Genomic DNA, 25,887 nt, shown 5'->3' on the forward strand with positions numbered 1-25,887 from the left:
CCGGCGCGCCGCACGCGCGCCGACAGAGGACAGATCATGACTCATTCTCCCCTGCGGGCTGTGGTGTACAGCCTGATTATTCTGCTGGGCGTGTTATGCGCCCTGCCAAATGTATTGCCTGCTGTTTCACCCAACATGCTGGGTGAACAACTGCCTTCCTGGTATCGAGATACCACTTTCAAGCTCGGGCTCGACCTACGCGGTGGCTCCCATTTGCTGCTGGAAATCGACCAGCGCCAATTGCTCAGTGAACACAACCAGCAACTGTCGGATTCGCTGCGCCGCAGCCTGCGTGAGAACAATTTGCGCATTGACGGTATCGAATCAAGCGACCAGCGCATCCTGATCCGCAGCCGCAGCGCTCAGGAATTACCGGCGCTAGCTCAACAGGTGAAAAGCGAACTGAAACAACCGGGTGTGGAAGACCTGTACCGGATTCGCAGCGAATCATCGCAACTGACGATTACCCTTACCGACAGTTTCCGAACGCAATTGCTCGACGATGCCATTGAGCGATCGCTGGATATTCTGCGCAAACGACTGGACGAGAGCGGGCTGGTAGAGCCGAGCATTACTCGTCAAGGCAGTGAATCCATCCTGGTGCAGCTCCCCGGCGTGGATAACCCCCAGTCCATCCGCAAGTTGCTGGGCACCACCGCCAAGATGAGTTTTCACTGGGTCGCTGACGGCCGCAGTGCAAGCACCGTACAAACCCTGCAATTGCCGGGTGACGATGGCGAACGCTTTCGGCTTGAACGAGAGCAGGTGCTGAGCGGCGAACATATCAGCGACGCCCGTTTGGGGTTTAATCAGGAATCCGGCCAGCCGGTGATAAACTTCCGCCTCGACAGTCGTGGCGCCAGTCTGTTCAGTGAATTAACGGCTAACAATATCGGCCGCGCCCTAGCCATCGTTTTGGATAACCGGGTGCTGACCGCGCCGGTGATTCGCTCCATGATTGGCGCCAATGGCGAAATCAGCGGTAACTTCACGGTGCCCGAAGCCAGCAACCTGGCGCTGATGCTGCGCGCCGGCGCCCTGCCCGCCAAGCTTCACGTGATTGAAGAACGCACGGTCGGCCCGGATCTGGGCAGTGATTCCATTGCCATGGGCCTGACCACCGGCCTGATCGGCACGGCTTTAGTGGTCGCTTTTATGCTGGCGAGCTATCGCAGCTGGGGGCTCATTGCCTGCGCTGCGCTTGGGGTCAATGTCATATTGATTTTCGGTGTACTCAGCCTGCTCGGGGCCACGCTGACCCTGCCCGGTATCGCGGGTCTGATCCTGACCATCGGCATGGCGGTCGACGCCAATATTCTGATTAACGAACGCATTCGCGAAGAAACCCGGCGCGGCAAATCTGCCCAGCTGGCCCTTCAGGAAGGTTTCGATCGGGCCTACGCAACCATCCTCGATTCCAACCTGACCACCCTGATTGCCGTCAGCCTGCTGTTTATGTTCGGCAGCGGCCCGGTGCGCGGTTTTGCCGTCACCATTGGTATTGGCTTGCTCACTTCGCTTTTTACCTCCGTGGCGGTAACGCGGCAGATTATGCAGCTAGTGATCAACCGCCGTCGCCGCAAACCCCTGCCCTTGCCCAAGGAACACTTACTGGATCGGCTGACCCGCAATCCCTTGAACGTGATGCGCGGCCGCCGGGCGGGACTGATTGGATCTGCGGTGTTGTCACTGGCGTCAGTAGTTTTTGTAATGACACCCGGACTCAATTACGGCGTGGATTTCAGTGGCGGTACCGTAATTGAAATGGAGCTGCCCAATTCCACCCAAGGCGACTTGCGGCAATTGCTTAGCGCCAACGGCATCGGCTCGGCCTCTGTGCAGGGTTTGGGTAGCGATGACAGCAGCGATCGCTATTTGGTGCGTTTGCCAATCAAAACAGCCGGCGAAGCAGAAATGACCAACGGCTCCACCGTGGAACAGATTCGTTCGCTGATCAGCGCGGCTCACCCTGAGGCCAGCATAGAGCGGGTGGATCAGGTGGGCCCGAAAATCAGTGCCAGTTTTGGAGAGGACACGGTGCTCGCAATCCTGCTGGCCTGCGGCGGTCTGCTGGCGTATTTATGGGTGCGCTTTGAAGCCCATTTCGCGCTGGCGGCGACCCTGACCATTGCGCTGGATCTCACCAAAACCCTAGGCTTCTTTGCCCTATTCGGCGTGGAGTTCAACCTGACCGCTGTGGCTGCCATGCTCGCCCTGATCGGCTACTCGATCAACGACAAGGTGGTGGTGTTTGACCGCATCCGGGAATACCTGCGCGCCAATCCCGATCAGCCCCTGCTGGAGTTGCTCAATACGAGTATAACGGCGACGCTGACCCGCACGGTGTTCACCTCCGCAACTACCTTTGTTGCCCTATTGCCGATGGCGATTGCCGGCGGTCATGCGGTGGCAAGCTTTGCCCAGCCCATGCTGTTTGGCATTGTCATCGGTACCAGCTCGTCGGTGCTAATCGCCTCGCCCATTGTTTACTTGCTCGGTAAACGTCGAATCAGCAAGGGCCAATCCCAACTGCGCCCCACCCGCGAACAAATACAAAGCGAACTCGATCTGCTACCCTGAGCTTGTGCGCCGTCTGCGGGCGGCGCTCTTCCAATTTGCCCTGTTATTCTTGTTCTGGATTTTCGCCCCGCATGACCTTAGAGCTGTCCAACCAGTTTATTTTTATCGGTGCGTTGCTCACCCTGCTCTGTATTGTTTCCAGCGTGGTATCGCGCAAACTGGGCGCGCCGATTCTGCTGATCTTTCTGGTGCTGGGTATGCTCGCGGGCGAAGACGGTCCCGGCGGCATCCAATTTAACGATTACGGTCTGGCCTTCCTGCTCGGTAACCTGGCACTCGCCATTATTATTCTCGACGGTGGACTGGGCACTCGGCGCGAAGCCTTTCGCGTCAGTTTGAACCCGGCGCTATCGCTAGCTACCTTGGGCGTTGTGGTCACCGCGGGCATTACCGGTGCCGCCGCTCATCTCATTCTCGATCTGCCCATTCGCGAATCCCTGCTGATCGGGGCTATTGTGGGCTCCACCGACGCTGCCGCCGTCTTCGGTTTGTTGCGTTCGGCGGGGCTGCAGTTAAAAGAGCGTACCGGCGCAACGCTGGAGATCGAATCCGGCACCAACGATCCGATGGCGATTTTCCTCACCATCACATTGGTGCAGCTGCTCGCTGTGGATCACGTGCCCGACGCAGGTGAAATACTCTGGGTGATAACTCAGCAGATGGGACTTGGTCTGTTATTTGGGTATTTGGGCGGTCGCGGCTTCTGTATTTTCTTAGAGCGCTTTGAGCTGCCGGCTTCACTATATCCGCTGTGCGTATTAGCCGGAGGGCTGGGTATATTTGGCCTTACCAGCCTGATCAACGGCAGCGGTTTTCTGGCCATTTATGTGCTTGGCGTTATTGTGGGCAACGCAGCCTTACCTTTCAGCAAAGATATTCACCGCTTTCACGATGGTATCGCCTGGCTCAGCCAGATCGGCATGTTCCTGATGCTTGGCCTGTTGATCACTCCGAGTCATATGCCCCCCATTATTCTGCCGGCGCTGGGCATCGCACTGGTGTTGATCTTTATCGCCCGCCCCGTCGCCGTCGCCCTGTCGCTGCTGCCCTTTCACTTTCCCGCCAGAGAGCAGGTGTTTATCAGCTGGTGTGGATTGCGCGGGGCCGTGCCAATTATTCTTGCCCTTTACCCCTCGCTCTCCGGTTTGAAAAGCACCGAGCTGGTATTTGAGTTGGTGTTCTTTGTGGTACTGGTTTCACTGGTGGTACAGGGCTGGTCACTGGCCCCATTGGCGCGCTGGCTCAAGGTCGAACTGCCCGCTCAGACGACCGACCCGAAACACTTTCAGGTGGCGCTGCCGACAGAGCTGGATAAGGTGTTGCATGTGTACGAAGTCATTGAGGGCTGTCGCGCTAACGACATGCTGATTGCCGATTTACCCCTCGCAGAAGGTGCCCAGACCGCTTCAGTCATCCGCGATGGCGTAGTAAAAAAACGCTCAAAAACCTTGCGCTTGGAACCTGGTGATCATGTGCTGATTGTCGCGAATGAAGATATCCGTTCAATGGGCGCGCTTTTTTCTCCTCAGGAAGCCATTCAGACGACCAGTCAGGCCATCACCTCATTCTTTGGTGAATTTGTGGTCTCACCTAACTCAACACTCGGAGATCTTGGAGAGTTTTACGGCCTGGATACATCCGGTCTAGTCACATCAGAAACGCTGGGCGAATACCTGTTTCACTTCTTCCATCGCCGCCCGGTGGTGGGGGATACGGCGCAGCTTGGGCATCTACAACTGACTGTCAGAAAAATTGAAAACCACCGTATTATGGCAGTAGGTCTCAAGCTACCTAACGAAAGGGCTCGCTAAAAGCTTGCGAATGTGTTGAGACAAAGTCCGAAGGGGTTAAACTCTTCTGAATTCACCTTACATGGGCATTTGCAAAATACCATTCTCTTACTACACTTAAAGAACGATATTCTCATGTCAGCCTCAAATCACACTGGGCGTGGGCCCGATCCTTCGATTTTAAACGTTTGACCCTGTTTAATCGCAACTGGGCTCTGCTGACAACAGCTCTCAAGTGTTACCGCCTATCACACAGATGCCTTCCGAGGCTCTAAATATATGATCGCAGAGTCACTTTTACTTGCTGACGATAGTGTTCCCAGCCTTATCGCTACGCAAGCCATATTGGAAAACCTGGGATATCAGGTCAGTACGACTGAGGACGGCATATCTGCGCTTGCACTGGCGCGCAGTAAACACTTCTCGATTATTCTATTGGAAGAGGGGATGCCGGGCTTGCGCGGCAGCGAAGTCATCAAGGCTCTGCGCCGCGGAGACAATCCCAATAGGGAATCGTCTATTTTCGCGCTAACCGACACAAACGACGATATTGAGAGGCGACAAATAAAAGCGTGCGGTGCAACTGGCTTGATCGCAAAACCAGTAGACGCGGTAAAACTAAAAGCGGCACTGGGCAATAAACAACCCACCCAATCTCAACTTGACTTTGATACCCTGCAAACGCTGAAAGACGACTTGGGCGAGGATACTGCCAGTCGGCTACTCGTGTTGTTTTCGAAGGAGCTGGAAGAGTTGCTGAAGCGACTTGAACAAAGTACTACTGATCACCACCGCCACAATCTGCGAGCGGTAAGTCATATCCTTAAAAACTCAGCGGCCCTTTACGGTGCCCATATACTTGCGGACTTTGCCCGCTCTTTGTACGACAACCCACCGTTGACCACAGATGAGGAGTCGCGAGCGATTCGCATGCTCGCCTCTTGTTGTCGAAATACACTCGCCAGTTTGTATCTGCATCACACTAGCGGTGAGTAGTCAAAGGACTACCAGTAACTGCAAACCCAAACTCACTCCCTGAGTACTGCGCCAATGCGCTTTCGACCTTAATCCCGTTAACGAGCCTCTCTGCGCAGTACTACCACATCAAGTCGTCGGGAATCTGATAATCCGCATAAGGATCATCTTCGTCGACGGCTTCGGTGGTCTTGTCGTGCAGGACCAGCACTCGGGCTTCGTCGCGCTGGCGGATTTTCTCTGCCACCGCTGAAGGCACCAGCTCATAAGCCTCACCCAGTTTCACAATGGCAATCTGACCACGCGTGAGCTGGGCTTGAAGCTCATTGGTGACATAAAGCTTTTTGATCTTTTTGCCGTCTACGAACTGATAAGCCTGCTCACCGTTTTGGCGATTGATGGCGTTGGTTGTGATCAATTGGTTGATCTGCGCCTGAATGGCTTTTTTCTCGGCCTCGGCCTGACGCTGGCGGTTCAATTCGCGATCACGCTCGGCTTTCTCAGCGCGAGCCTTTGCGGCTGCTGCCTTGCTTTCATCAACCTGAACATGCCCTTTGGGCTGTTTAGCGGCTTTGCGCTTTTCCTTCTTAAGCTGTTTGGCTTTTTTCTCGTCGACGACGCCAGCCTTGAGTAACTGTTCCTGAAGAGAGGCCATGGAGGTTCACCGTAAATTCAACATGCGGAAATGCAAAGGTCAGAGTTTACCGTTTTCGCGGCCAGACTTCAGGTCTCGTGCTGGAGAATACGGGCATAGAGAGCCTCGAAGCGCAGATCAGAATGCAGGCGCATGGCCCGACGAATATGACGCCGAGCCTCGTCATAGCGCTCAGCCTCTTCGGCCTGCTGGGCCAAGAGGTAGTGGTAGTAGGGATTCTGACGACGGTAATAGGTCATCATTTTTTCCAGATCGTCAGCCAGCGCCTCGCGCTTCTGGGCCCGGTAGAGCATTTGCAGATTGCTCATGGCCTGTAGCTGGCGCGTATTGTTTTCCAACGCGATAAGCCAGGCGGATTCTGCATGATCCAGCAGCCCGACTCTTCGATAAACCACCCCGAGGTTCACCCAGATATGGGCCGCTTCCGGGTAGAGGCGCAGGGCCCGGCTGAGCTCGGCAAAGGCCAGCGGCAGATCATTATTCAGCAGCGCCTCGGCGCCGAGATTGTTGTGCCATTCCGCCAGCGCCTGATCGTCATTCAGCACGATGCGGCGCTCATAATCCGTGGGGTTACGGCGCTCCAGCCAGTCGACCTCTACTTGCTTACCCTGCTGAAAAATGACCGCATTGATATGCAGGGCGGCGACGGCCGACTGACCGTCAATATCCCATTCCGGGGCAGCTTCCACCCGCTGAAAATTGGCCCGCACACCAGCGTGGCGCATCAGGCTGACCACCATAGCGCTGTAGCTCAGACAGTTGGCCTGATCTTCGTGAAAAGCGGCGGCGGCAGAGTAATTGGCATCTCGCCGGTACTTGAGCGCGGGCCACTCATCGCGGAGAGACTTCAGCAGGGCCAGCGCGGCGTGCTCACGGTCAGCATCCTGCGTGCTCCAGTCCACAAAATGCCGCATGACCATATCCGGGTTCAGCCAGAATTCTTCAGAGCGGTAGGGGCGGGGGTCGAGGCCTATGGTTTTACGGGCGAGCAGCTGATCGGCGTCATAGGCAGGCGGCGGCAGGGACGGGCCCGACGCACAGGCTGCCAGTGCGAGGGACAACATGACCAGAATCAAATAGCGCATTGAGGTTCCGCTGAATTACCACACTCCGTGAGTATACAACCGGCTTGCAAAAGCCGCGAATGGCCCGTTTCTACTCCATTAGGGTGTATACCGTCCCCTCGCGGCTGTGCCATTCTTTTCTCCCTTTGACGCTCACCCCTGCGGCGGGCATACTAAAACCATTGCACAAGAAATGTTTTAACCATAACAGGATACGCCCATGAATCTCGGTTTCAGCTCTATGAACACGGCCCATGACCCGGACCCGATTACCCTCGCCAAATTGCTGGAAGAACTGGGCTACGACTCGCTTTGGTACGGCGAACACAGTCACATCCCCTGCTCCCGCAAAACCCCCTATCCGGCGGGCGGTGACATGCCGGCTCCATATCGCCAGATGATGGACCCCTATGTCTCTTTGATGGCCGCCGCCTCGGTCACCAAAAAGCTTAAAGTCGGCACCGGCATTGCCCTGCTTATGGAACGGGATGTGTTCTCCCAAGCCAAGACCATCGCCACACTGGATCACCTGTCTAATGGCCGTGTCATTATCGGCACTGGCGTGGGTTGGAATGAAGAAGAGTTCGTCAACGTAAACCCACACCCGTGGAACAAGCGCTATACCGTCATGCGCGAGACCGTCGAGGCAATGCGCGCACTCTGGCAACAGGATGAAGCCAGCTATCAGGGTGAGTATGTGAAGTTTGATCCGGTATGGAGTGCGCCCAAGCCCGTTCAGGCAGGTGGCCCGAAAATCATCTTTGGCGCGATGGGACCACTCGGCGTAAAGCACGCAGCTAAATGGGCCGACGGCTGGTTCCCGGTCGATGTCGCCCTGCCGAACATTGAAACGGCAGTGAGCGAATTCAAACAGATGGTTGAGGACAATGGCCGCGACCCCAACAGCGTAGAAATTACTCTGCAGGTTATGGACTCACCCACCCCCGACAAGCTCAAACGCTTCCGTGACTTGGGTTTTGATCGCTGCAATATCGGTGTTTCGATGGACATGTGGGACAAGCCCGAGCAGTTTATCCCGATGATTGAAAGCTTTGCGGATGTGATTCCTGAGCTAAAGAGCTAAGCAAAGTGGTCAGGATAGCGTCATTCTCGTTCTGTAATTCTTGTCGGTGAAATATTTAAAACGCCCCTTTTGTCCTAACTGCGAACGTCCCCGGCGCACCTGTCTGTGTTCAGTCATGGTTCGCCTGGACAGCCGTTATCGGATTGTAATACTGCAAGATCCCATTGAAGCTCGGCACGCACTATCAACCGCACCCCTACTGGAAAAATCGCTGCGCAATGCGCAACGGAACATTGATGAAACGTTCGACCCGCAAGTGGTGATCGGCCCTGACTGGCAGGATTGCGCGGTACTAGTTTATCCGGGAGAGAACCCGATAAGCGCGGAGCACATTCGGGAGCAGCCTCAACGCAACACCCTGATTTTTCTCGATGGCACCTGGCGCAAGACCGGTCGGCTGCTACGCTTGAATGCCTGGCTACAGTTGCTACCGCGAATGGCTCTGGATGCTAAATCACAGCGTAGCAATTACCGTATTCGCCGATCGCCCAGAGCCGACGGACTGGCGACGATTGAAGCGGCGGTACAATGCCTGAACGCGCTTGAGTCAGAGCGAGACTTTTCTCCCATGCTCCGCGCTTTTGACACTATGATTGATTTTCAAATTACTGCAATGGGTAAAAAGACCTATCTTCGCAATCATAAAAACGACTAAAAGCTAACAGGCTGTATTGAATTAAAAAGACCCTCCGAAGAGGGTCTATGGGTAAACCAGTACCTATCTGTATGTCAGGCTATCAGACTTTACCAGCCGTCTATTGAACACTGATTTCAAAAAATGCAGTGGTTCCCGAGACTTCATTGCCCACGATGAGAAGCGGCTTGCTGGTCGGACTATCGGTTGCGCTGACAAAACGAATGGATTCCGGCCCAAGATCACCCACCAGCGCAAAATCAGCTTCCACGTCGGCAATGCTGAAATCGCGCGGATTAATATACTGTACAAAAGCCGGCGCTTGCGGATTACTGATGTCATACACCATGATGCCTCCAACGCGCTCGAGGCCGATAAAGGCGTATGTCGCTCCATTGATCGTGCCGATCTCAATGGCCTCTGGCTCTGGCCCCTTGTCATCTGAACGATCGTCGCCTTCGTTATCATCATTGCTGGCATTGAAGCCATTCAAGCCGTAACGATTGGCGGTAATGACCTCAAAGGTATTCCCCGAATCAAAAACCGGCTCCATGGTCTCAGCGTTCCAGATAGTGAAAGATCGGCCACCAAAAGCGTAAAGCGCGTTGTAGCTGCAATCGGCGCCCGGCTGACCGGTGGTGGCAAGGGAGGCACAGGAGCCCGTTGTGCCCAGATCAGTAATCACTTTCAGGCGCCCCAACTGCGCGTCATCCTGAAAATTGGCAGGAACACGAGCGAGAAAATCGGCTGAAAAACTGGCGTTATCGGTGATGTCTTTAATGCGGATTTCATCCAGATAGTGAAAGCAATCCCCGCCGTCGAAATCAAATCCGCCTTGCACCGTGCAGTCTGCGGCATCAGTAGCGCTGGTCAGGTATTCACGACCATCGCCTTCGTTGGCGGTCACCAGATAGTTTGTGCCATTCACCGTGTAGATATCAGCGCCGTCGGGCATGTAAACCCCAAACACCGGCCAGTTACGAATATTGACCACGTCATCACGGTTGCTGGCGTCCAGCTCATTGCCGGGGATGGAGTAGTCCTTGTAACCCAGCCCCACAATGCGCGATACGGTGTTATTGGTCAGGTTAATTTCGACCACCGCGTTGTTTTCCTGCAGGAAAGCAAAGGCTGTCTTGCTATCTGCAGACACCGCAATGTATTCAGGCTCCAAATCAGCAGCCTGACTGGCCGCTTTGGCTGACACCCGAACCGGGCCGGTCAGTGTGCCATCAAGGCTGAGCTGAGTGACATTGCTTGCACTCAAGCCGGCAATGCCATTGGACACGTCAACGAGGGTGATGGAGCCTTCGGGGTCAACGGAGTAATCCCCATTCGGCTCGCCTTCGTTGGCCGCCAGTACCTTGTTGCCATCGGGTGAAAACACCACCATATCGGGCAACGCGCCGGCTTCAACCGCCGACACGAATGTGCCATCCGTATTATAAAAGGCGATATAGCCATTATTCTGCTTTGGGTTGGCCTCAATGGCGACAGCCAAGCGGTTGCCGTTAACCGATACACTGTTCGCGGCGCCGAGATCCGACGCACTCAAACCGGCCACCGCACCGGCCACATCGGCAGCGACATTCAGTGAGCTGATCAGTGTCGGATTGGCGGGCAGTGTGGCATTCAGCACATCGACCGCACCCGACTGCGCGTTGACGACAAAGACTCGATCAGTCAACGGGTCGAAATCGACAATCTCGGCAGCTGATTCATCAAATTGGCCGGTTTCATAGCGACCAAGAAAAGAGAGATTAATGCGCTCGGCGGATGCGTCCTGTCCCGCCGCTCCTGCGGCGCCTGTGTCGCCATCGTCCCCATCACAGGCGGTGAGCACAACGGTCATTGCCAGAAGGGCCGTACGTAAAAAGTTGGATTTTGTTATCGTCATGTTTCTGTTGTCCTCGCATAGTGCGTAAAACTGGAAACATGAACGGTATGACCAAACTGTGACGTTTCGTTGTCACTCGGACTACAGTTGGATGAAGATTCGAATCAGCCTCGACCTAGTCGGGGAAACACACTCCCGTGCCACCCAGCCCACAATAGCCCCCCGGATTCTTATCCAGATACTGCTGGTGGTAGTCCTCTGCAAAATAGAATTCCGGCGCGGGAATCACCTCCGTCGTTATTTCCGGCAAGCCCTTCTCTTTAAGCGCGGCCTGATACGCCGCTTTGGAAGCCTCGGCCTGTGCCTGCTGCTCCGCTGAATAGGTGTATATACCAGACCGGTACTGCGTACCCACATCATTACCCTGCCGCATACCCTGCGTCGGGTTGTGACTCTCCCAAAAGGTGCGCAGCAATTGCTCGTAGCTGATCACGGCTGGATCAAACACCACCAACACCACTTCGTTGTGGCCGGTCATGCCGGTGCACACTTCCTGATAGGTGGGGTTGGGGGTCAGGCCTGCGGCATAGCCCACCGCCGTGGTGTAGACGCCCTCCAATTGCCAGAACTTGCGCTCGGCGCCCCAAAAGCAGCCCAGCCCGAACATGGCAGTTTCCAGATGATCCGGATAAGGCCCTTTCAGGGGAGCGTCGAGTACGGTATGCCGGGCCGCGACCGGCATGGCTTCGCTACGACCGGGCAGTGCCCGCTCAGGGGAAGGTAAGTCGGTGGATTTGCCAAACAGGCCCATGATGTTCTCCTTATATACATAAGTGGCACTAGAGCTTGCGCGCCAGCAGCAGGCCGTCGCCGATTGGCACCAGACTGCACTCTACCCGATCGTCCTCGCCCACGAGGGTGTTCACCGCCTGAATGGCTCGGGTTTCCTCGTCGTCGGTATCTTCCGCAACTCGACCATCCCACAGGGCATTATCGATGGCGATCAGACCACCCGGGCGCAGCAAAATCAGGCACTGCTCATAATAGAGGGCATAGTTTTCCTTGTCGGCGTCGATAAAGGCAAAGTCGTAGTAGTCGCGCTCGCCGGACGTGATCATCGCCCCCAGCGTCTCGCTGGCCGGTGCCAGCCGCAGATCAACTTTGTAATCGACCCCGGCCTTTTCCCAATAGCGGCGGGCAACCGCCGTGTACTCCTCGCTGATATCACAGGCCGTTATTCGACCTGCCGCCGGCAGGGCCAAGGCGGTTGCCAGGGTACTGTAGCCGGTGAAGACACCGACCTCGATACACTGGGTAGCGCCCAGCATATTGACCAGCAACTGCATAAACTGGGCCTGCTCCGGGGCGATCTGCATTCTCGCCATGGGCATGGCCATGGTTTCTTCCCGAAGCTCGGTCAGGAGGGGGTGCTCACGCACGGTGGTTTTAAGGAGGTAGTGGTGTTCGGCCTCGCTGAGACCGTAACTTTTGTTCGACATTGCGCTGAACTCCAAACTGCTTACTAAATCCCGGAAAATCAATCAAATTTCATGCCGAAAGGCCGGCCTGACGACCGGATTATCACACTACCAAAAAACTTTGTTTTATTGTTGCTATTTCTGAGGAAACCGGTATAAATGGCGCCCTCTTTCCACCTCACTGGGGGATTTATGCTAAATGAAGAAATTGGAACTCATGCCGAGCCTGGAAGCTGGCTCATCCGCGGTTGATGTCTACACCTCCTCCGATGAAAATCAAGATCATTTCATCGTTCGTGACGGTATAGCATACGCCGGCACACATCTGATCATCGACCTGTGGGGTGCGTCCCATCTCGATGACATACCCAGAATGGAAAAAGCCTTTCTTGAAGCCGTAAAGGTTTGTGGCGCGACACTGCTGCATATTCATATGCACCATTTCACGCCGAACGGTGGAATTTCTGGCGTGGCGGTGCTGGCCGAGTCGCATATCAGTGTGCACACCTGGCCGGAGCGCGACTACGCCGCGTTTGACGTATTCATGTGTGGCGATGCCCGTCCCGAACTGGCGATCCCTGTACTGCAGCGTGCCTTCCATCCGAAGCGCGTCGAAGTCAGCGAGAACCTGCGCGGGAGGATGGAAGATGTCTGAACAGCAGCTGCAGTTTCAGGAGAAACTGCACGATGGCTGGGCACAGACCTTTGGCATCAAAAACGTCCTCTTTGAAAGCAAGACCGATCACCAGCATCTCATCATCTTTGAGTCGGTGAGCTTTGGCCGCGTTATGGCGCTGGATGGCATCATCCAGACCACCGAGCGCGACGAGTTCATCTACCACGAGATGCTGGCGCACGTTCCTCTCTTCGCCCACGGTGAAGCGAAAGACGTGCTGATTATCGGCGGCGGTGACGGTGGCCTGCTGCGTGAAGTACTCAAGCACCAGAACGTCGCCCACTGCACTCAGGTCGAGATTGATCAAGCGGTTATTGATATGTGTGTGGAGTACCTGCCGAACCATTCGGCCGGTGCTTACGACAATCCGCGCGCCAATATCGTGATTGATGACGGCATCAATTACGTGCAGAACTGCGACCGGCAGTTCGACGTGATTCTGTCAGACAGTACCGATCCCATTGGCCCCGGCGAAGTCCTGTTTACCAGCCCCTTTTATGAAGGCATCAAACGCTGTCTAAAACCGGGCGGTATTTTTGCTGCCCAGAACGGGGTGAGCTTTATGCAGCAGGATGAGGTCAAAACCACCAAGCAGCGGCTGTCGCCCTATCTGGCAGACACCCACTTCTTTACCGCTGCAGTTCCCACTTATGTAGGGGGGATCATGACCTTTGCCTGGGGAAGTGATAATACGGCGGCGCGCAATGTGCCACTGGAAACGCTGGCCGCACGCTATGCCGAGAGTGGCATCAAAACGCGGTTTTACAACCCGGCCGTTCACGCAGGCTGTTTTGCGCTGCCGCAGTATGTGGTTGATGCGATAGAAGGCTAAAAGCTTCCCCTCACCCCTGCCCTCTCCCGCTGGGAGAGGGAGCACACTGAAGCCTATCGAAAGGTTCCCTCTCCCACTGGGAGAGGGTCAGGGTGAGGGCAATCTCTACAAGAATGACCAGCAATCTCCATTTTTACTGACCCTCCCATCTTTTTCCAACTTCAGCAAATGAGCCAGCAAAGACAGTTGCGCCACTGGATGTAACGACGGATCAACATCGTCATAGACCGGCACCACCAGCTCTTCTACCGTTACCGCTTCAAAGCCCGCGAGCTTTTCCACGACTTTGGCTTCGCGCTTCAAGCGGTGCTTGATCAGATAATCCAGTTCTTTTTCAGGCTCATCAATCAAGCCGCCGTGCCCCGGGGCGATATGCTTCAGCGGGTACTGCAGCATGCGTTCAAGCGAATCGATGTAATCCTTCATATCTCCCGCGGGAGGAATGATTACAACCGTTGACCCCTGCATCACATGATCGCCGGTAAACAACAGACCGCTCTGCTCATGCAAATAACAGAAGTGATTACCCACATGGCCCGGCGAATAGATAGCGCGCAGTTGCATGCCATCGACATCAATCAGCTCGTCGTGAACTGGTTCTCGGTCCGGCGCAAAGCTTTCATCCTGAAAACCATCCTGCGCGATGGCCGCGCCGATAATCGTGGCGCCGGTTTCTGCTTTCAGCAATGCCGCACAGGGCGAATGATCCGGATGAGTGTGCGTGGTGACAATCTGCACCAACTCGCCACCACCGTCTTTGACGGCTTTAAGAATGGCTTCAGCGTGCACAGCCTCAGCCGGACCGGGGTCGAGTACAGTGACCCGTTTGGTTCCCAGCAGGTAGCTGTTGGTGCCCGGTCCGGTCATCACACCGGGATTGGGGGCCACCACCCGGCGAACACCGGGCGCCAGCTCAACGGCCTTGCCGTGGGTAAAGTCACTCATTCGACGAGGTTATCGATCGGCACATTGGGGTTCACGTCGGCGTCGTAGTCCACACCATCGATTTCAAAACCGAACAGGCGCATGAACTCGTGTTTGTAGCCCGCGAAATCTGTCAGTTCACGCAGGTTGTCGCTGGTGACCTTCGCCCACTGCTCCGCCACCGCATCCTGAATTTCAGGGCGCAGCTCCAGGTGATCCTGACGCAAGCGGCCTTCCGCATCCAGACGTGGAGAGGCATTGTAGAGGTTGTCGCGGAACAGGCCGTCGATCTGCTCAATACAACCTTCGTGGGAACCATCGGCTTTCATCTGCTTGAACAAGAGCGCCAGATACAAAGGCATGATGGGGATTGCCGAACTGGCTTGAGTGACCACGGCTTTCAGCACGGAAACGCGCGCGTCACCGCCTTTGGCCGCCAGCTTTTTGCGGATATCAATCACGCGGCGATCGAGATCCTGCTTGGCCTGACCAATGGTGCCATGCCAGTAGATGTCCCAGGTGATTTTTTCGCCGAGGTAGGTATAGGCGGTGGTTTTTGCGCCTTCGGCCAGCACACCGGCTTCATCCAATGCATCGATCCACATCTGCCAGTCTTCACCACCCATAACGGCGACAGTATTATCGATCTCTTCCTGATTGGCCGCCTCGAGTGAGACTTCTTCCACCAATTCTTTGTCGGTATTCACGCCGCGCTGGGTCACCGCCTTGCCAATAGGCTTGAGCGTGGACCAGTGCACTTCACCGGTTTTCGGGTGCTCACGGCGCGGTGCGGCAAGCGAGTAAACCACCAGATCCACCTGACCGAGGTCGGCCTTAATCTGAGCAATGGTTTTTTCTTTCAGGGCATCGGAGAAGGCATCACCATTGATGCTCTTGGCGTAGAGCCCTTCGGCTTCAGCAAACTTGTGAAAGGCGGCAGAGTTATACCAGCCCGCAGTGCCCGGCTTTTTGTCCGAGCCTTCTTTCTCGAAGAAAATACCCAGCGTGGACGCGCCGCAGCCGAAGGCGGCCGTGATGCGCGATGCCAGACCGTAGCCGGTAGATGCACCGATCACCAGTACTCGCTTGGGGCCGTTTTCAATAGGGCCCTGAGCTTTAACGTAGTCGATCTGCTCTTTGACGTTCGCCTCACAGCCAACGGGGTGGCTGGTGACACACATAAAACCGCGGACGCGGGGTTTGATGACCATGCAGCTTATTCCTTTTACAATAGGCCTTTTAGACAGGCCCGCATTCTAGCAGCCTGAACCGGCCCGGACTAATGTTCGACGTCAACATTGAAAGCCCCGGAAAACCTGGGGCTGACGCCCAAAATACCGACCGAGAATGACACTGCTGTTGTGATTACCCTGCGCTACCAGACGCCGTCCGAATGGACCGAGACTGTACTGGCTGATTTCGACCACTTTCTGCTGGATCATGCCGCCGCTGAGAAAAAGGCTGCAGGTATGGCTATCTCCATGGCGTCTCACTACCCAGACAAACCGGAACTGGTCGAAGCCATGGCCGAGCTCGCGGTTGAGGAAATGAGCCACTACCGCGAAGTGGTCAAGCTGATTCATTCCCGAGGCGGACTGACTGCGGCCGATGAGCGCGACCCCTACGTCAATCAATTGCGCAAACACCTGCGCAAAGGCAGCGAGGCCTATTTTCTAGACCGCTTGTTGCTGGGCGGGGTTATTGAAGCACGGGGGGCCGAGCGTTTTGGCCTGATTGCCGATGCCGCAGAAGATGGCCCCATCAAACGCTTTTATACCTCCATCAGCCGCTCGGAAGAACGCCATCGCACCCTGTTCACCGATCTGGCACATCGTTATTTCCCGGCAGATACCGTGGTCCAAAGACTTGATGAATGGCTCAAGCTCGAAGCCGAGATTGCCGCCCGTCAGCCAATTCGCGCTGCCCTGCACTGAATATGCCGCTGCCGCGCTATCTGGATCATCACGCCGAGCCCGAAATTAAAATACTGGAAACGCTGCGCGGTAGCTGGCCCTTTGCGCTGGTTATTCCCGCGTATCAAGAAACACCCGATTTTCTGCAGCGGCTGCCAAGCGGCGGCCTTGTAATTGTCGTTGCCAATCGACCCGAGAGTGACGACGACACAACATGGTTCGAGCGACTGCGCGAAACCTTGCCGTCTCCGCACTGGCAACAAGCCACCGTCAGCCTCCACAAACGCAGCTCGGCCACGACCTCAGACATTCTGCTGGTGGACCGCTGTCTGAAAGGCGCCGCCATACCCAAAAAACAAGGCGTCGGACTCGCGCGAAAAATAGGCTGCGATATAGCCTGCCAACTGATCCACACAGGCCAGATCGAAGGCCACTGGATCGGTACCAGTGATGCCGACACTCAACTGCCGCAAAGTTACGGGGAAGCACTCCGCAAGCTACCCACATATGCAGCCGCCTGCGTTTTCCCCTTCCAGCACACGGTTGAGGACACGCCCGAATGGGCCATCCGCAGCTACGAGCTGCATATGCTGTATTACGTCTCTGGGCTGCGCCATGCGGGCTCGCCCTACGCCTGGCCCACGATTGGCAGCTGCATCGCACTAAACAGTGCCGCCTATGCGCAAGCGCATGGCTTTCCAAAACGGGCCGGAGGTGAGGACTTTTATCTATTGAACAAGCTCGCCAAGCTGGGCGGCGTAGTGCATACCTCCCAACCGGTGATCAGGCCCAGCGCTCGTTTATCGGAACGTGTTCCCTTCGGCACCGGCCCGGCACTACAACGCTATTGCAAACTCGATTCCAGCGATCAGTTAACGAGCTATAACCCACACAGTTTTTACGCCTTGCGAGCCGTGCTGCTTTGCCTAAGGCAACGCGCGCACAACAATCACATGTCACTGAAGGAAAGCGCTCAAACGTGCAAGGCCGATCACTCGCTTTTGCAAGACCTATGGCAGCAATTCGGCTGCGAGAAGGCAATAGAAAAAGCCCGACAGAACAGCCGCACGGGGGAGCAGTGCGAACGTCACCTAATGACTTGGTTTGACGGCTTTAAAACCCTGAAATGGATTCATGCTTGCCGGGACTACTATCCCGACATCCAATTAATGAGCGCTATTGAAAGTGCAAACTGGCTCACAGATTTTCATCGAGAAAAAATGGAACTCAACAGAATTGTCGAGCAACTACAGAAATCGTTGGCAAGCGACCAATGCTACAGTCCTGACATTGTGTGTAATGAGCCCGCAAAAAGTTAACAAATGGGGCCACATTCAAGGCACATTCTGCCCTACTCTTTTATTAAGCCTGTGTTAGTATTCGCGGCTGGCAATTTAACCAAAATTAATGCCAACGGCGCCGCACATTGCCGTGTTCCGCAGCAAAGACAACGCAATCTGCGCCAACAAAAATAGTAACAGGTTTTGTTTCGGTAATACCGACCAGCTGGAAGGGATCAATTATGAAAAGATACGCAACGGGTGTTGCGCTTCTTGGCAGCGCGCTAGCCTCGTCTATCGCGCTGGCCCAGGGAGGCAGCCAAGCCGCACCTATCGCTCTGGAGGAAGTCATAGTCACGGCCCAGAAAAAGGCCGAGTCTTTGCAGGATACACCTATTTCCTTGACCGCCTTCGGCGCTGAGCGCCTCGAAACCGATGGCATCAACAGCCTGGCCGACATCGGTTCCAAGGTTCCCAGCCTGACCATCGAGCCCTTCCCGATCAACAACACCACACTGCGTATCTTTATTCGCGGTATCGGTATTTCTGACTCACAGGTGACTCAGGATCCGCCAGTCGGCATTTACGTTGACGGCGTATACGTCGCTCGCGCGACCGGTACGGCACTGGACGTGGCAGAACTGGAGCGGATGGAAATTCTGCGTGGCCCACAGGGTACCCTGTACGGTCGTAACACCACCGGTGGTGCTGTCAACCTGATCACCAAGCGCCCGTCTGTTGACGCGTTCGAATTCAAGCAGAAGTTTGTTGTAGGTAACCGCGACCTGTTTACCTCTAAAACCTCTGCCAACCTGCCCATCACTGACCGATTGGCAGCGAAGGTCGCTTTCCTGACCACCAGCCAGCGCGGCTGGCTGGAAAACACCGGCCCACAGAACGACCCGACCAGCCCCGGTTTTATCGCCGGTGACAGCGAAGATTATTTTGGCAGCCGCGATGTACAGGGCTACCGCTTTGATCTGCGCTGGGATGCCACTGACTGGATGACCGTAGACTACGCCTACGACTTTTCAGACATGACTACGGTTAACACCATTTATCAGCCAGTCACTCCGCCCTGTGGCGGCGATACATCCAGCTGTAACAAGGGTCAGACCGACCAGATCAAGAACTCCACTTCATCACGCACCACCTACAGCGACAAGCGCGAAGACGAACTGGCCAGCAGCTCGCCGATGCAGGACTCCACCACGGAAGTGGAAGGTCACTCTGTCACCATCGCGATGGATTTTGACACTTGGCAGCTCAAATACATCGGCGCCTACCGCACGCTGGACGATGAAGCCTACGCTGACCTGACCGGCGACGGTGACCCGGACTTCCGTCTGGACTCACAAGCCTACTGTGGCCCCGCCGCACAGGTTGCTGTGGGCGGCTGTACACCACTGGTTGTGCCTAAAATCAGCCAGAATCAAACCTCTCACGAACTGCAGTTCACCGGTGACTTCGCCGATGGCCGCGTCGAATACATCGTGGGCGCCTACTACTTTGAAGAGGAAGCTCAAGAAGACAACTCGCCGCTGCACCACCAGCTGAGTGCACCGATCGATGCTGACCCCAACACCCGTATCGTTAACCTGTTGAGCCAGAAGTACGATATCGAGAACGAGTCCAGCGCCCTGTTCGGTCAGTTCACCTGGACGCCGGCGATTCTTGAAGATCGCCTGCACCTGACCTTCGGCTACCGTCACTCTGAAGACAGCCGCTACGCGCTGAAAAATCAGGAAGACTTTGTTTACATCGAAAACCCCTTGCTGCCCGGTGGCGCTGCGGAAGCCAGCAACCCGCTGGTAGCGACCTTCCTCGGTGGCGCCGGCATCCCCAACTCGGATGACCGCCGCTTCGACAACGTCGAAGGCGACACGGACTTCTCGGATGACTCTTTCACACTGACTGCAGAGTTTGATGTCACCGACGATATCAACATCTACGCCAAGTCTGTTGAAGCTTATAAAGCCGGTGGTTTTAACACCCGCGACCCGCAGCGTGACGGCAATCAGGGCCCGGCCTCTGACGGCACCGACTACGGCTTTGGCTTCAAGGAAGGCTTCGCCTCTGAGAAAGTTCAGTCTTACGAAATCGGCGTAAAAAGCGAGCTGATGGATCGACGCCTGCGTGTGAACGGTAACGTGTTCTACAGTGAATACACCGACATTCAGCTGAACCAGATCCTGACCGGTACTGTTGCTGACACCAAAGTAAGCAACGCCGGTGAAGCAGAAATGCAGGGTATGGAAATGGACGTTACCTTCCTGGCGACTCGCGATATCCTGATGCTGTTTAACTACGCGTATCTGGATACCGAAGTAACCAAGGCGACTTCCGCCGCGACTGGTGAAGACATCTCCGATACCTTCGTATTCTTCTCTGCGCCGCAGCACTCTTACACGCTGGCCGTAGACTGGACCATTACGCAAGGTGACTGGGGCCGTCTGAACTTCAACATCAGCCACAACTTCATGGATGAGCGCAACGGTGGTTCGCGCTCCTTCAACGTGGCCAAAGACGGTGACAAATCTCGCGGTACTTTCCTCGACGATTACCGCCTGACCAACATGCGCCTGAGCGCCACGGGCATGCCTCTGTGGGGCGGTGTATTCCAGGTTGCAGGCTGGGTTAAAAACGTCTTTGACGAGGAATACCACGTTACTGCCATCGACAACACTCCGCAGATCGACCGCGCCGTTATCTGGGGTGAGCCCCGCACTTACGGCCTGGATCTGATCTACGAATACTGATTCGTAGTTGTTGATCAGAAGATCTGAAAAACAAAGGGCTGCTTCGGCAGCCCTTTTTTGTGCCTGTCATTCTGAATTTTTCCGGCGCGGTCCAATCTTTTGAACATACCTGAAATGGACGAGTCCGCAGCCCCTGAAAGCACTGGTTCTGGTCGCGATGTTCCCTATAATAATACCAGTGCCTTAAAACTGATTTTCTTGGAGCCCACGTAATGAGCGACAAATCCAGCCCCACCCAACCCAAGCGAGCAAGCGAGATCAGCGAGTGGGGAATTGAAACCGATGTGGCCGTTATCGGCTTTGGCGGTGCCGGCGCCTGCGCCGCCTTGGAGGCAGCCGATGCCGGCGCCGAGGTAGTGATTTTTGAGTTGGCCAGCGCCAGCGGCGGCTCAACCGCACTGTCCAGCGCCGAGATTTACATGGGGGGCAACGGCGGTACTCGGGTTCAGAAAGCCTGTGGTTACGATGACACCTCAGACAACATGAAAAACTTTCTGAAAACCTGTTTTGGCAGCAACGCCGATGAAGACAAGATCGATACTTACGTCGACAACAGTCTCGATCATTTCAACTGGCTGGTAGAAAAGGGCGTTCCTTTCAAAGACACTGAACTAAAAGAACGCGCCATCATGGCCCTCACTGACGATTGCCTGCTGTTTACCGGCAACGAAAAGGCCTACCCCTTTACCGAAGCGGCCTACCCGGTGCCACGCGGCCACAACCTGCAAATCGAAGGGGATAACGGCGGCCCGCTGCTGATGAAAATCCTGACCGAACAAGTCGAAAAGCGCAGCAATATCTCGGTGAACTATGAGACCCGTGCGCTCACCCTGATCACTGACGACAGCGGCGCCGTAGTGGGTATTCTGGTACGCATGAATCAGCAGGAAGTCGCTGTGCGAGCACACAAAGGCGTCATCCTCTGCGCCGGCGGTTTCTGTATGAACCCGGATATGGTTCGCAAATACGCGCCCCTGTTTGATAAAAACCTCGAGCCCATTGGCAACCCCGGCGATACCGGTTCCGGTATTTTGATGGGCCTTGGCGTAGGCGCCGGCACCGTGAACATGCACGAGTGCTTTACCACCGTGCCTTACTACCCGCCGCAATCCCTGACCTATGGCATCTTCGTTAACGACAAAGGGCAGCGTTTTATCAACGAAGACTGCTACCACGGCCGCGTTGGTTTCAATGCACTGGTTCAGCAACACAATCACGCCAAACGCATTTACCTGATCACCGATGTGGAAGGCTACGGTGATTACGAAAAAATGAGCTACCTTGGCGCTCAGGTTGCAGGCACCGGCGAAACCGCCGAAGAGCTGGAAAAGGAACTGGAACTGCCGGAAGGCACACTGAGCAGCACACTGGAAGTTTACAACCGCAATGCCGAAAAAGGCGAAGATCCACTGTTCCATAAAAGCGACGCCTGGCTGCGACCGATCAAGCCGCCCTTTGTGGCATTGGATTGCACCCTTGGCCGCGGAACCTTTTATCCCTTCTTCACCCTCGGCGGTCTCGACACACTGCCTACCGGTGAAGTCCTGACGGCCGAGCGCAATGTGATTCCCGGTCTCTACGCAGCGGGGCGCACCACCGCGGGCATTCCTCGCACCGCTGCCGGCTATGCCAGTGGCATGTCGGTGGGTGATGCGACCTTCTTTGGACGAATGGCCGGGAAGACCGCCGCCACCCGCTAAACCCATCCCAAAAGGAGTCGACCATGAGCGATGCCATCCAGCAGTTACAGTCACTCCATCACAGCCTGAGCCAGAAAGCGAGCGAGCGGCTTCCGCTGCTCGCGGCTCAGCCCGCCCTCCCGCCTCTAACCTTGCGCTGCGCCGACGATTGCGCTTTCAGCTTTCGTTACGATGGCCAGCAACTCACGATAACGCCGGCGACCGATAACAATGGCATCTCGATCGACGCCAAGGATTGGCTCGGACTGAGCGATGACATGGAAGCCGTTCCACCCCTGATTTACGGTGATCGATTGCGTAGCGCACCGGGGGAATTGAATACGCTGCTGGCGTGGGAACCTGCACTCCGCGCAATTTATCGCGGCCTGCCGGTCTACGATCCGCTCGCCCCCGACCTGATTGACGAGGCAGGCCACGAACACGACCCGGCACGTACCTACGGCTTGAACGACTCCCCCACCACACGCCGCCGAGCCTTAAATACCCTCGGCTATCTGGTGGTTCACGATGTGTTTAACGACGAAGAGCAAGAGCGATTTCGGCACTACGCGCAACAGCTCAAAGCCGCCGCCAGAGAAGATGACAAACACTCCTGGTGGGGCAAAAACTCACAGGGAGATTCTGTTCTCTGTCGAACACTCAACGGCGGCGATATTGATGAGTTAGCCGGCCTCTACCAAGACTCGCGCATCACACAACTGGCGGCACTGATGCCGGAGGGCCTAAAAGGCGCTAACCCGCGAGAACAAGACGGGGTGACCGTTATCTACAAAAATCCTGACATGAGCGAAGGACTGTCGGATTTACCCTGGCACAGAGACTGCGGCATGGGTGGCCACGCCATTATGTGCCCGACGGTTATCATCAGCATCTATCTCTATGACGCCACAGACGAAGCCGGTGCGCTGCGTTTTCTGCCGGGATCGCACAAGGCCAGTTTCGGTTTTCTGGATGCCGGTGATCGCAACGCGCCACGGGGTGTTCGAGCCGATGCTCGCGCCGGATCGGTGACCTTGCACTACGGGGATGTAATGCATGCGGCGCCGGAACCTCAGGGGCATTGCGAGCACTATCGCCAGAGTATCTTGCTAACGTATCAGCCCGAGTATCGCCACCACCGTGGCGACCGTCACTACAACGACATTCTGTTCAATGAACGTGAGGACGGGCAGGTGCCCAATATGAAAGATCTGGTGGACGGCAATTAATAGCCCTGCTTTTTAGTACCGCGCATGGGTGTGGCCGAGATCGGATCATCCGGCCAGGGGTGCTTCGGGTACCGCCCCTTCATGTCCTTCTTCACCTCGCTGTAACTGTTCGCCCAAAAACTGGCGAGATCCTGCGTCACCTGCAAGGGCCTGCCCGCCGGCGACAGCAGATGCAGTGTGACCGGCTGCCGGCCTCCGGCAATGCGCGGCGACTGCTGCTGACCAAACATTTCCTGCAGCTTGACTGCCAAGACCGGCGGGCGCTCCTGATAATCAATGCGGGCTTCGCTTCCTGTCGGCAGGGTTAGTCTGACCGGCGCCAACTCATCCAGCTCACGCGGCTGAGGCCAGACCAGTAACGATTGCAGGGCGGGCATTAGATCCAGCTTCTGCAAATGACGGGCATGGGTAATCGCGGGCAGGAAGGGCAATAACCAACTTTCCAGCTTATCCAACAAAGCCTGATTGCTGACATCGGGCCAGGCACTGGACTCCCCGTGCTGCAAATCCAGTTCCCTCAACAACATAACCCGCGCCTGCCATTGCCGGCTAACCTCATTCCACGGCAACTCCGCCAAGCCCTGCTCCCGTATTCTATTCAACAGTGCATTTTTCAGAGTGTTGTCATCGGGCTTGGGGCTGCGCTCCCGACCGACAATCAACTGGCCAATGCGCTGCTGCCGCTCCAGCAAAAGCTGACCATCGGCCTGCCACTCCACTACGTCCACTTCCTCAGGAGCAGGCAGCTCCTGTCCCAGCCAACTCGGATTAAATCGCGCTGCCAGAAAAATGCGATCCTGACGACGGCCGCTGTGACCACCGCTTTCTGCGACGACCAACCAATCCTGCTTGCCTAGACTGTCGCCGGCATCCAGCTCTGCTGCACGTCCGTTCGCCAGCAGATAGGCCGCTCCACCCTCACGCCGTCTCGCGATTCGATCCGGATAGGCCAAGGCCAAACACAGCCCAAGCCGATCGGGCTCAATGTCTCTCTGCCCGGAAGCGAGTTTCAGCAAGCGTGTGAACTGCCCCGCCTGCTTCTGCAAATGGCTGACGTTGCTACCGCGCCGCAAATTGGACAGGGGTAGGCGCAGGCTGAGGTCGGCCCCCGCATCCCGCAGGGGATCGCGGTCGGAGAGGATGGCGGCAAGTTCACAGGCTGTTGCCCCGAGACCGAGCTGATGAGCGTTGATCAACATATGCGCCAAACGCGGATGCGTCGGCAGCGCGGCCATCGCTTCACCATGAGGTGTCAGAGCACCCTCTGTATCACAGGCACCCAATGCTCGGAGCAAATCCAGAGCTTGCTGCCACGGCGCAGGGCGAGGCGCGTCGAGCCAGTTCAGTTCCGACACATCAACACCCCACACCAGCAGTTGCAGGGCCAGCGGCGCGAGGTCCGCCTGCTGGATTTCCGGCTCATCAAACGCAGGGAATTCTTTCTGTTGATCCTCGCTCCACAGGCGATATACAGCCCCGGGTGCAAGGCGACCGGCTCGGCCTGCGCGCTGTTCTGCGCTGGCACGGGAGATACGCTTTGTTTGCAGACGACTCATACCGCGACGCGGATCAAATTCGGGCTTGCGTGCCCACCCGCTATCGACGACAACCGTGACGCCTTCAATGGTCAAACTGGATTCAGCGATATCGGTAGCCAACACCACCTTGCGCTTTCCCTCAGGTGGCGGCCGTACTGCCTGTTGTTGTTCCTGCAGCGACAGGCTGCCATAAAGGGGCGCAATCAACACGTCACTGCCAGATTCGCTTTCCTGCAGTGACTTTTGTACCGCGCGTATTTCGCCCTGCCCCGGCAGAAAAACAAGAAGGCTCCCCTGCTCGCGGCGCAGGCAGTCGCGTATCTGTTGACTGACCGCAGTCACCACATCGCGCTGTTCTACGCGCTGCCCATAGTGGCGCGCAACCGGAAATTGCCGACCCTCGCTGCGGACAATAGGCGCCTGCTGCAAGAGTTCTGCGAGCGCTTCACTGTCGAGCGTCGCCGACATGACAAGTAGTTTCAGTGGGGAGTCATCGCGAAATAGGTCGCGGGCATAGAGACTCAGAGCAAGACCGAGATCGGCATCGACGGAGCGCTCGTGAAACTCATCAAAGATCACCAGCCCCACACCCTCAAGGCTTGGATCACTCAACAGCATTCGGCTCAGCACACCCTCGGTAATGACCATAATGCGCGTGCGCGGCCCCTCTTTCTGTTCCAGCCGCATGCGATAGCCGACGGTTTCACCCACCGACTCACCCAGCGATTCCGCCATGCGCTGAGCGGCCAGTTTTGCCGCAAGCCGACGCGGCTCCAGCAGCAGAATCTTCTGCCCAGCCAACCAGGGTTCAGTCAATAACGCGAGGGGTATGCGAGTGGTTTTACCCGCACCGGGCTCGGCCACGACAATCGCTTCGTGGCGCGAGTTCAGCGTCCTTTTGAGCTCGGGTAGAACCTGTTCGATAGGCAGGGACATAAAGAAAAGCTTAGAAAAACGGGC

General features: G+C 56.1%; 20 protein-coding genes. 12 read left to right on the forward strand and 8 right to left on the reverse strand.

Going from position 1 to position 25,887, the window contains the following annotated elements:
* The first annotated feature begins 36 nt into the window (after positions 1–36).
* From secD to FHR99_RS06330, 3 genes are all read left to right on the forward strand, one after another.
* Positions 37–2,580, forward strand: a complete 2,544-nt coding sequence (gene secD, locus FHR99_RS06320; RefSeq protein ID WP_183409667.1) for a protein translocase subunit SecD — start codon at positions 37–39, stop codon at positions 2,578–2,580.
* A gap of 71 nt (positions 2,581–2,651) precedes the next feature.
* Complete coding sequence (locus FHR99_RS06325) at positions 2,652–4,391, forward strand: potassium/proton antiporter (protein ID WP_183409668.1); 1,740 nt, start codon at positions 2,652–2,654, stop codon at positions 4,389–4,391.
* A gap of 258 nt (positions 4,392–4,649) precedes the next feature.
* A complete protein-coding gene (locus FHR99_RS06330; protein ID WP_183409669.1) occupies positions 4,650–5,366 on the forward strand; it encodes a response regulator in 717 nt (238 codons plus the stop codon).
* A 100-nt stretch (positions 5,367–5,466) separates the two neighbouring features.
* Here the strand turns inward: FHR99_RS06330 and FHR99_RS06335 are convergent, their stop codons facing one another.
* Together FHR99_RS06335 and FHR99_RS06340 are read right to left on the reverse strand one after the other, a co-directional pair.
* On the reverse strand, positions 5,467–6,000 hold the full coding sequence (locus tag FHR99_RS06335) for a DUF2058 domain-containing protein (protein WP_183409670.1): 534 nt from the start codon (positions 5,998–6,000) through the stop codon (positions 5,467–5,469).
* A gap of 68 nt (positions 6,001–6,068) precedes the next feature.
* Positions 6,069–7,085 carry a tetratricopeptide repeat protein gene (locus FHR99_RS06340; RefSeq protein WP_183409671.1) on the reverse strand — a complete coding sequence of 339 codons (1,017 nt, stop codon included), beginning with the start codon at positions 7,083–7,085 and terminating at the stop codon, positions 6,069–6,071.
* A gap of 199 nt (positions 7,086–7,284) precedes the next feature.
* Here FHR99_RS06340 and FHR99_RS06345 point away from each other — a divergent pair, with 199 nt between their 5' ends.
* Both FHR99_RS06345 and FHR99_RS06350 read left to right on the forward strand, forming a co-directional pair.
* On the forward strand, positions 7,285–8,148 hold the full coding sequence (locus tag FHR99_RS06345) for an LLM class F420-dependent oxidoreductase (protein WP_183409672.1): 864 nt from the start codon (positions 7,285–7,287) through the stop codon (positions 8,146–8,148).
* A 46-nt stretch (positions 8,149–8,194) separates the two neighbouring features.
* Positions 8,195–8,803, forward strand: a complete 609-nt coding sequence (locus FHR99_RS06350) for a DTW domain-containing protein (protein WP_183409673.1) — start codon at positions 8,195–8,197, stop codon at positions 8,801–8,803.
* A 100-nt stretch (positions 8,804–8,903) separates the two neighbouring features.
* On the opposite strand, the gene FHR99_RS06355 is transcribed toward FHR99_RS06350, so the two are convergent.
* From FHR99_RS06355 to FHR99_RS06365, 3 genes are all read right to left on the reverse strand, one after another.
* Positions 8,904–10,679 carry a choice-of-anchor I family protein gene (locus tag FHR99_RS06355; protein WP_183409674.1) on the reverse strand — a complete coding sequence of 592 codons (1,776 nt, stop codon included), beginning with the start codon at positions 10,677–10,679 and terminating at the stop codon, positions 8,904–8,906.
* 115 nt (positions 10,680–10,794) lie between these two features.
* Positions 10,795–11,430: a peptide-methionine (S)-S-oxide reductase MsrA gene (gene msrA, locus FHR99_RS06360; protein WP_183409675.1), complete on the reverse strand. Its 636-nt coding sequence runs from the start codon at positions 11,428–11,430 to the stop codon at positions 10,795–10,797.
* Between the two features lie 28 nt (positions 11,431–11,458).
* Positions 11,459–12,118, reverse strand: coding sequence for a class I SAM-dependent methyltransferase (locus FHR99_RS06365; protein ID WP_183409676.1), 660 nt, complete (start codon positions 12,116–12,118; stop codon positions 11,459–11,461).
* 196 nt (positions 12,119–12,314) lie between these two features.
* Here FHR99_RS06365 and speD point away from each other — a divergent pair, with 196 nt between their 5' ends.
* Both speD and speE read left to right on the forward strand, forming a co-directional pair.
* Positions 12,315–12,752, forward strand: coding sequence for an adenosylmethionine decarboxylase (gene speD / locus FHR99_RS06370; protein ID WP_246386589.1), 438 nt, complete (start codon positions 12,315–12,317; stop codon positions 12,750–12,752).
* The gene (gene speE / locus FHR99_RS06375; protein ID WP_183409678.1) at positions 12,745–13,605 is read left to right on the forward strand and encodes a polyamine aminopropyltransferase; all 861 of its coding nucleotides are present in this window, start codon (positions 12,745–12,747) and stop codon (positions 13,603–13,605) included. Before speD ends, speE begins: the two co-directional genes overlap by 8 nt.
* Positions 13,606–13,710: 105 nt before the next feature.
* Here speE and FHR99_RS06380 read toward each other — a convergent pair whose 3' ends face one another.
* Together FHR99_RS06380 and fabV are read right to left on the reverse strand one after the other, a co-directional pair.
* The gene (locus FHR99_RS06380) at positions 13,711–14,550 is read right to left on the reverse strand and encodes an MBL fold metallo-hydrolase (RefSeq protein ID WP_183409679.1); all 840 of its coding nucleotides are present in this window, start codon (positions 14,548–14,550) and stop codon (positions 13,711–13,713) included.
* Positions 14,547–15,740, reverse strand: a complete 1,194-nt coding sequence (gene fabV, locus FHR99_RS06385) for an enoyl-ACP reductase FabV (RefSeq protein WP_183409680.1) — start codon at positions 15,738–15,740, stop codon at positions 14,547–14,549. The genes FHR99_RS06380 and fabV overlap by 4 nt, the downstream gene beginning before the upstream one ends.
* 150 nt (positions 15,741–15,890) lie before the next feature.
* Between fabV and FHR99_RS06390 the strand changes: the two genes are divergently transcribed.
* The 5 genes from FHR99_RS06390 (at position 15,891) to FHR99_RS06410 (ending at position 23,389) form a co-directional block, all read left to right on the forward strand.
* Entirely contained in the window at positions 15,891–16,463 is a 573-nt protein-coding gene (locus FHR99_RS06390; RefSeq protein WP_183410192.1) for a tRNA isopentenyl-2-thiomethyl-A-37 hydroxylase MiaE, read from the forward strand.
* Positions 16,403–17,761 (forward strand): glycosyltransferase family protein, encoded by a 1,359-nt coding sequence (locus tag FHR99_RS06395; protein ID WP_183409681.1) that lies wholly within the window; start codon positions 16,403–16,405, stop codon positions 17,759–17,761. Before FHR99_RS06390 ends, FHR99_RS06395 begins: the two co-directional genes overlap by 61 nt.
* A 203-nt stretch (positions 17,762–17,964) precedes the next feature.
* Positions 17,965–20,481, forward strand: coding sequence for a TonB-dependent receptor (locus tag FHR99_RS06400; RefSeq protein ID WP_183409682.1), 2,517 nt, complete (start codon positions 17,965–17,967; stop codon positions 20,479–20,481).
* Positions 20,482–20,693: 212 nt separating this feature from the next.
* Positions 20,694–22,181, forward strand: a complete 1,488-nt coding sequence (locus tag FHR99_RS06405; protein ID WP_183409683.1) for an FAD-dependent oxidoreductase — start codon at positions 20,694–20,696, stop codon at positions 22,179–22,181.
* Between the two features lie 23 nt (positions 22,182–22,204).
* A complete protein-coding gene (locus tag FHR99_RS06410) occupies positions 22,205–23,389 on the forward strand; it encodes a phytanoyl-CoA dioxygenase family protein (RefSeq protein ID WP_183409684.1) in 1,185 nt (394 codons plus the stop codon).
* On the opposite strand, the gene hrpB is transcribed toward FHR99_RS06410, so the two are convergent.
* Entirely contained in the window at positions 23,386–25,863 is a 2,478-nt protein-coding gene (gene hrpB, locus FHR99_RS06415) for an ATP-dependent helicase HrpB (RefSeq protein ID WP_183409685.1), read from the reverse strand. The two genes, FHR99_RS06410 and hrpB, sit on opposite strands and share 4 nt — an antisense overlap.
* Positions 25,864–25,887: the final 24 nt, after the last annotated feature.

The organism is Litorivivens lipolytica (genome assembly GCF_014191715.1).
Taxonomy (GTDB): Bacteria; Pseudomonadota; Gammaproteobacteria; order Pseudomonadales; family Spongiibacteraceae; genus Litorivivens; species Litorivivens lipolytica.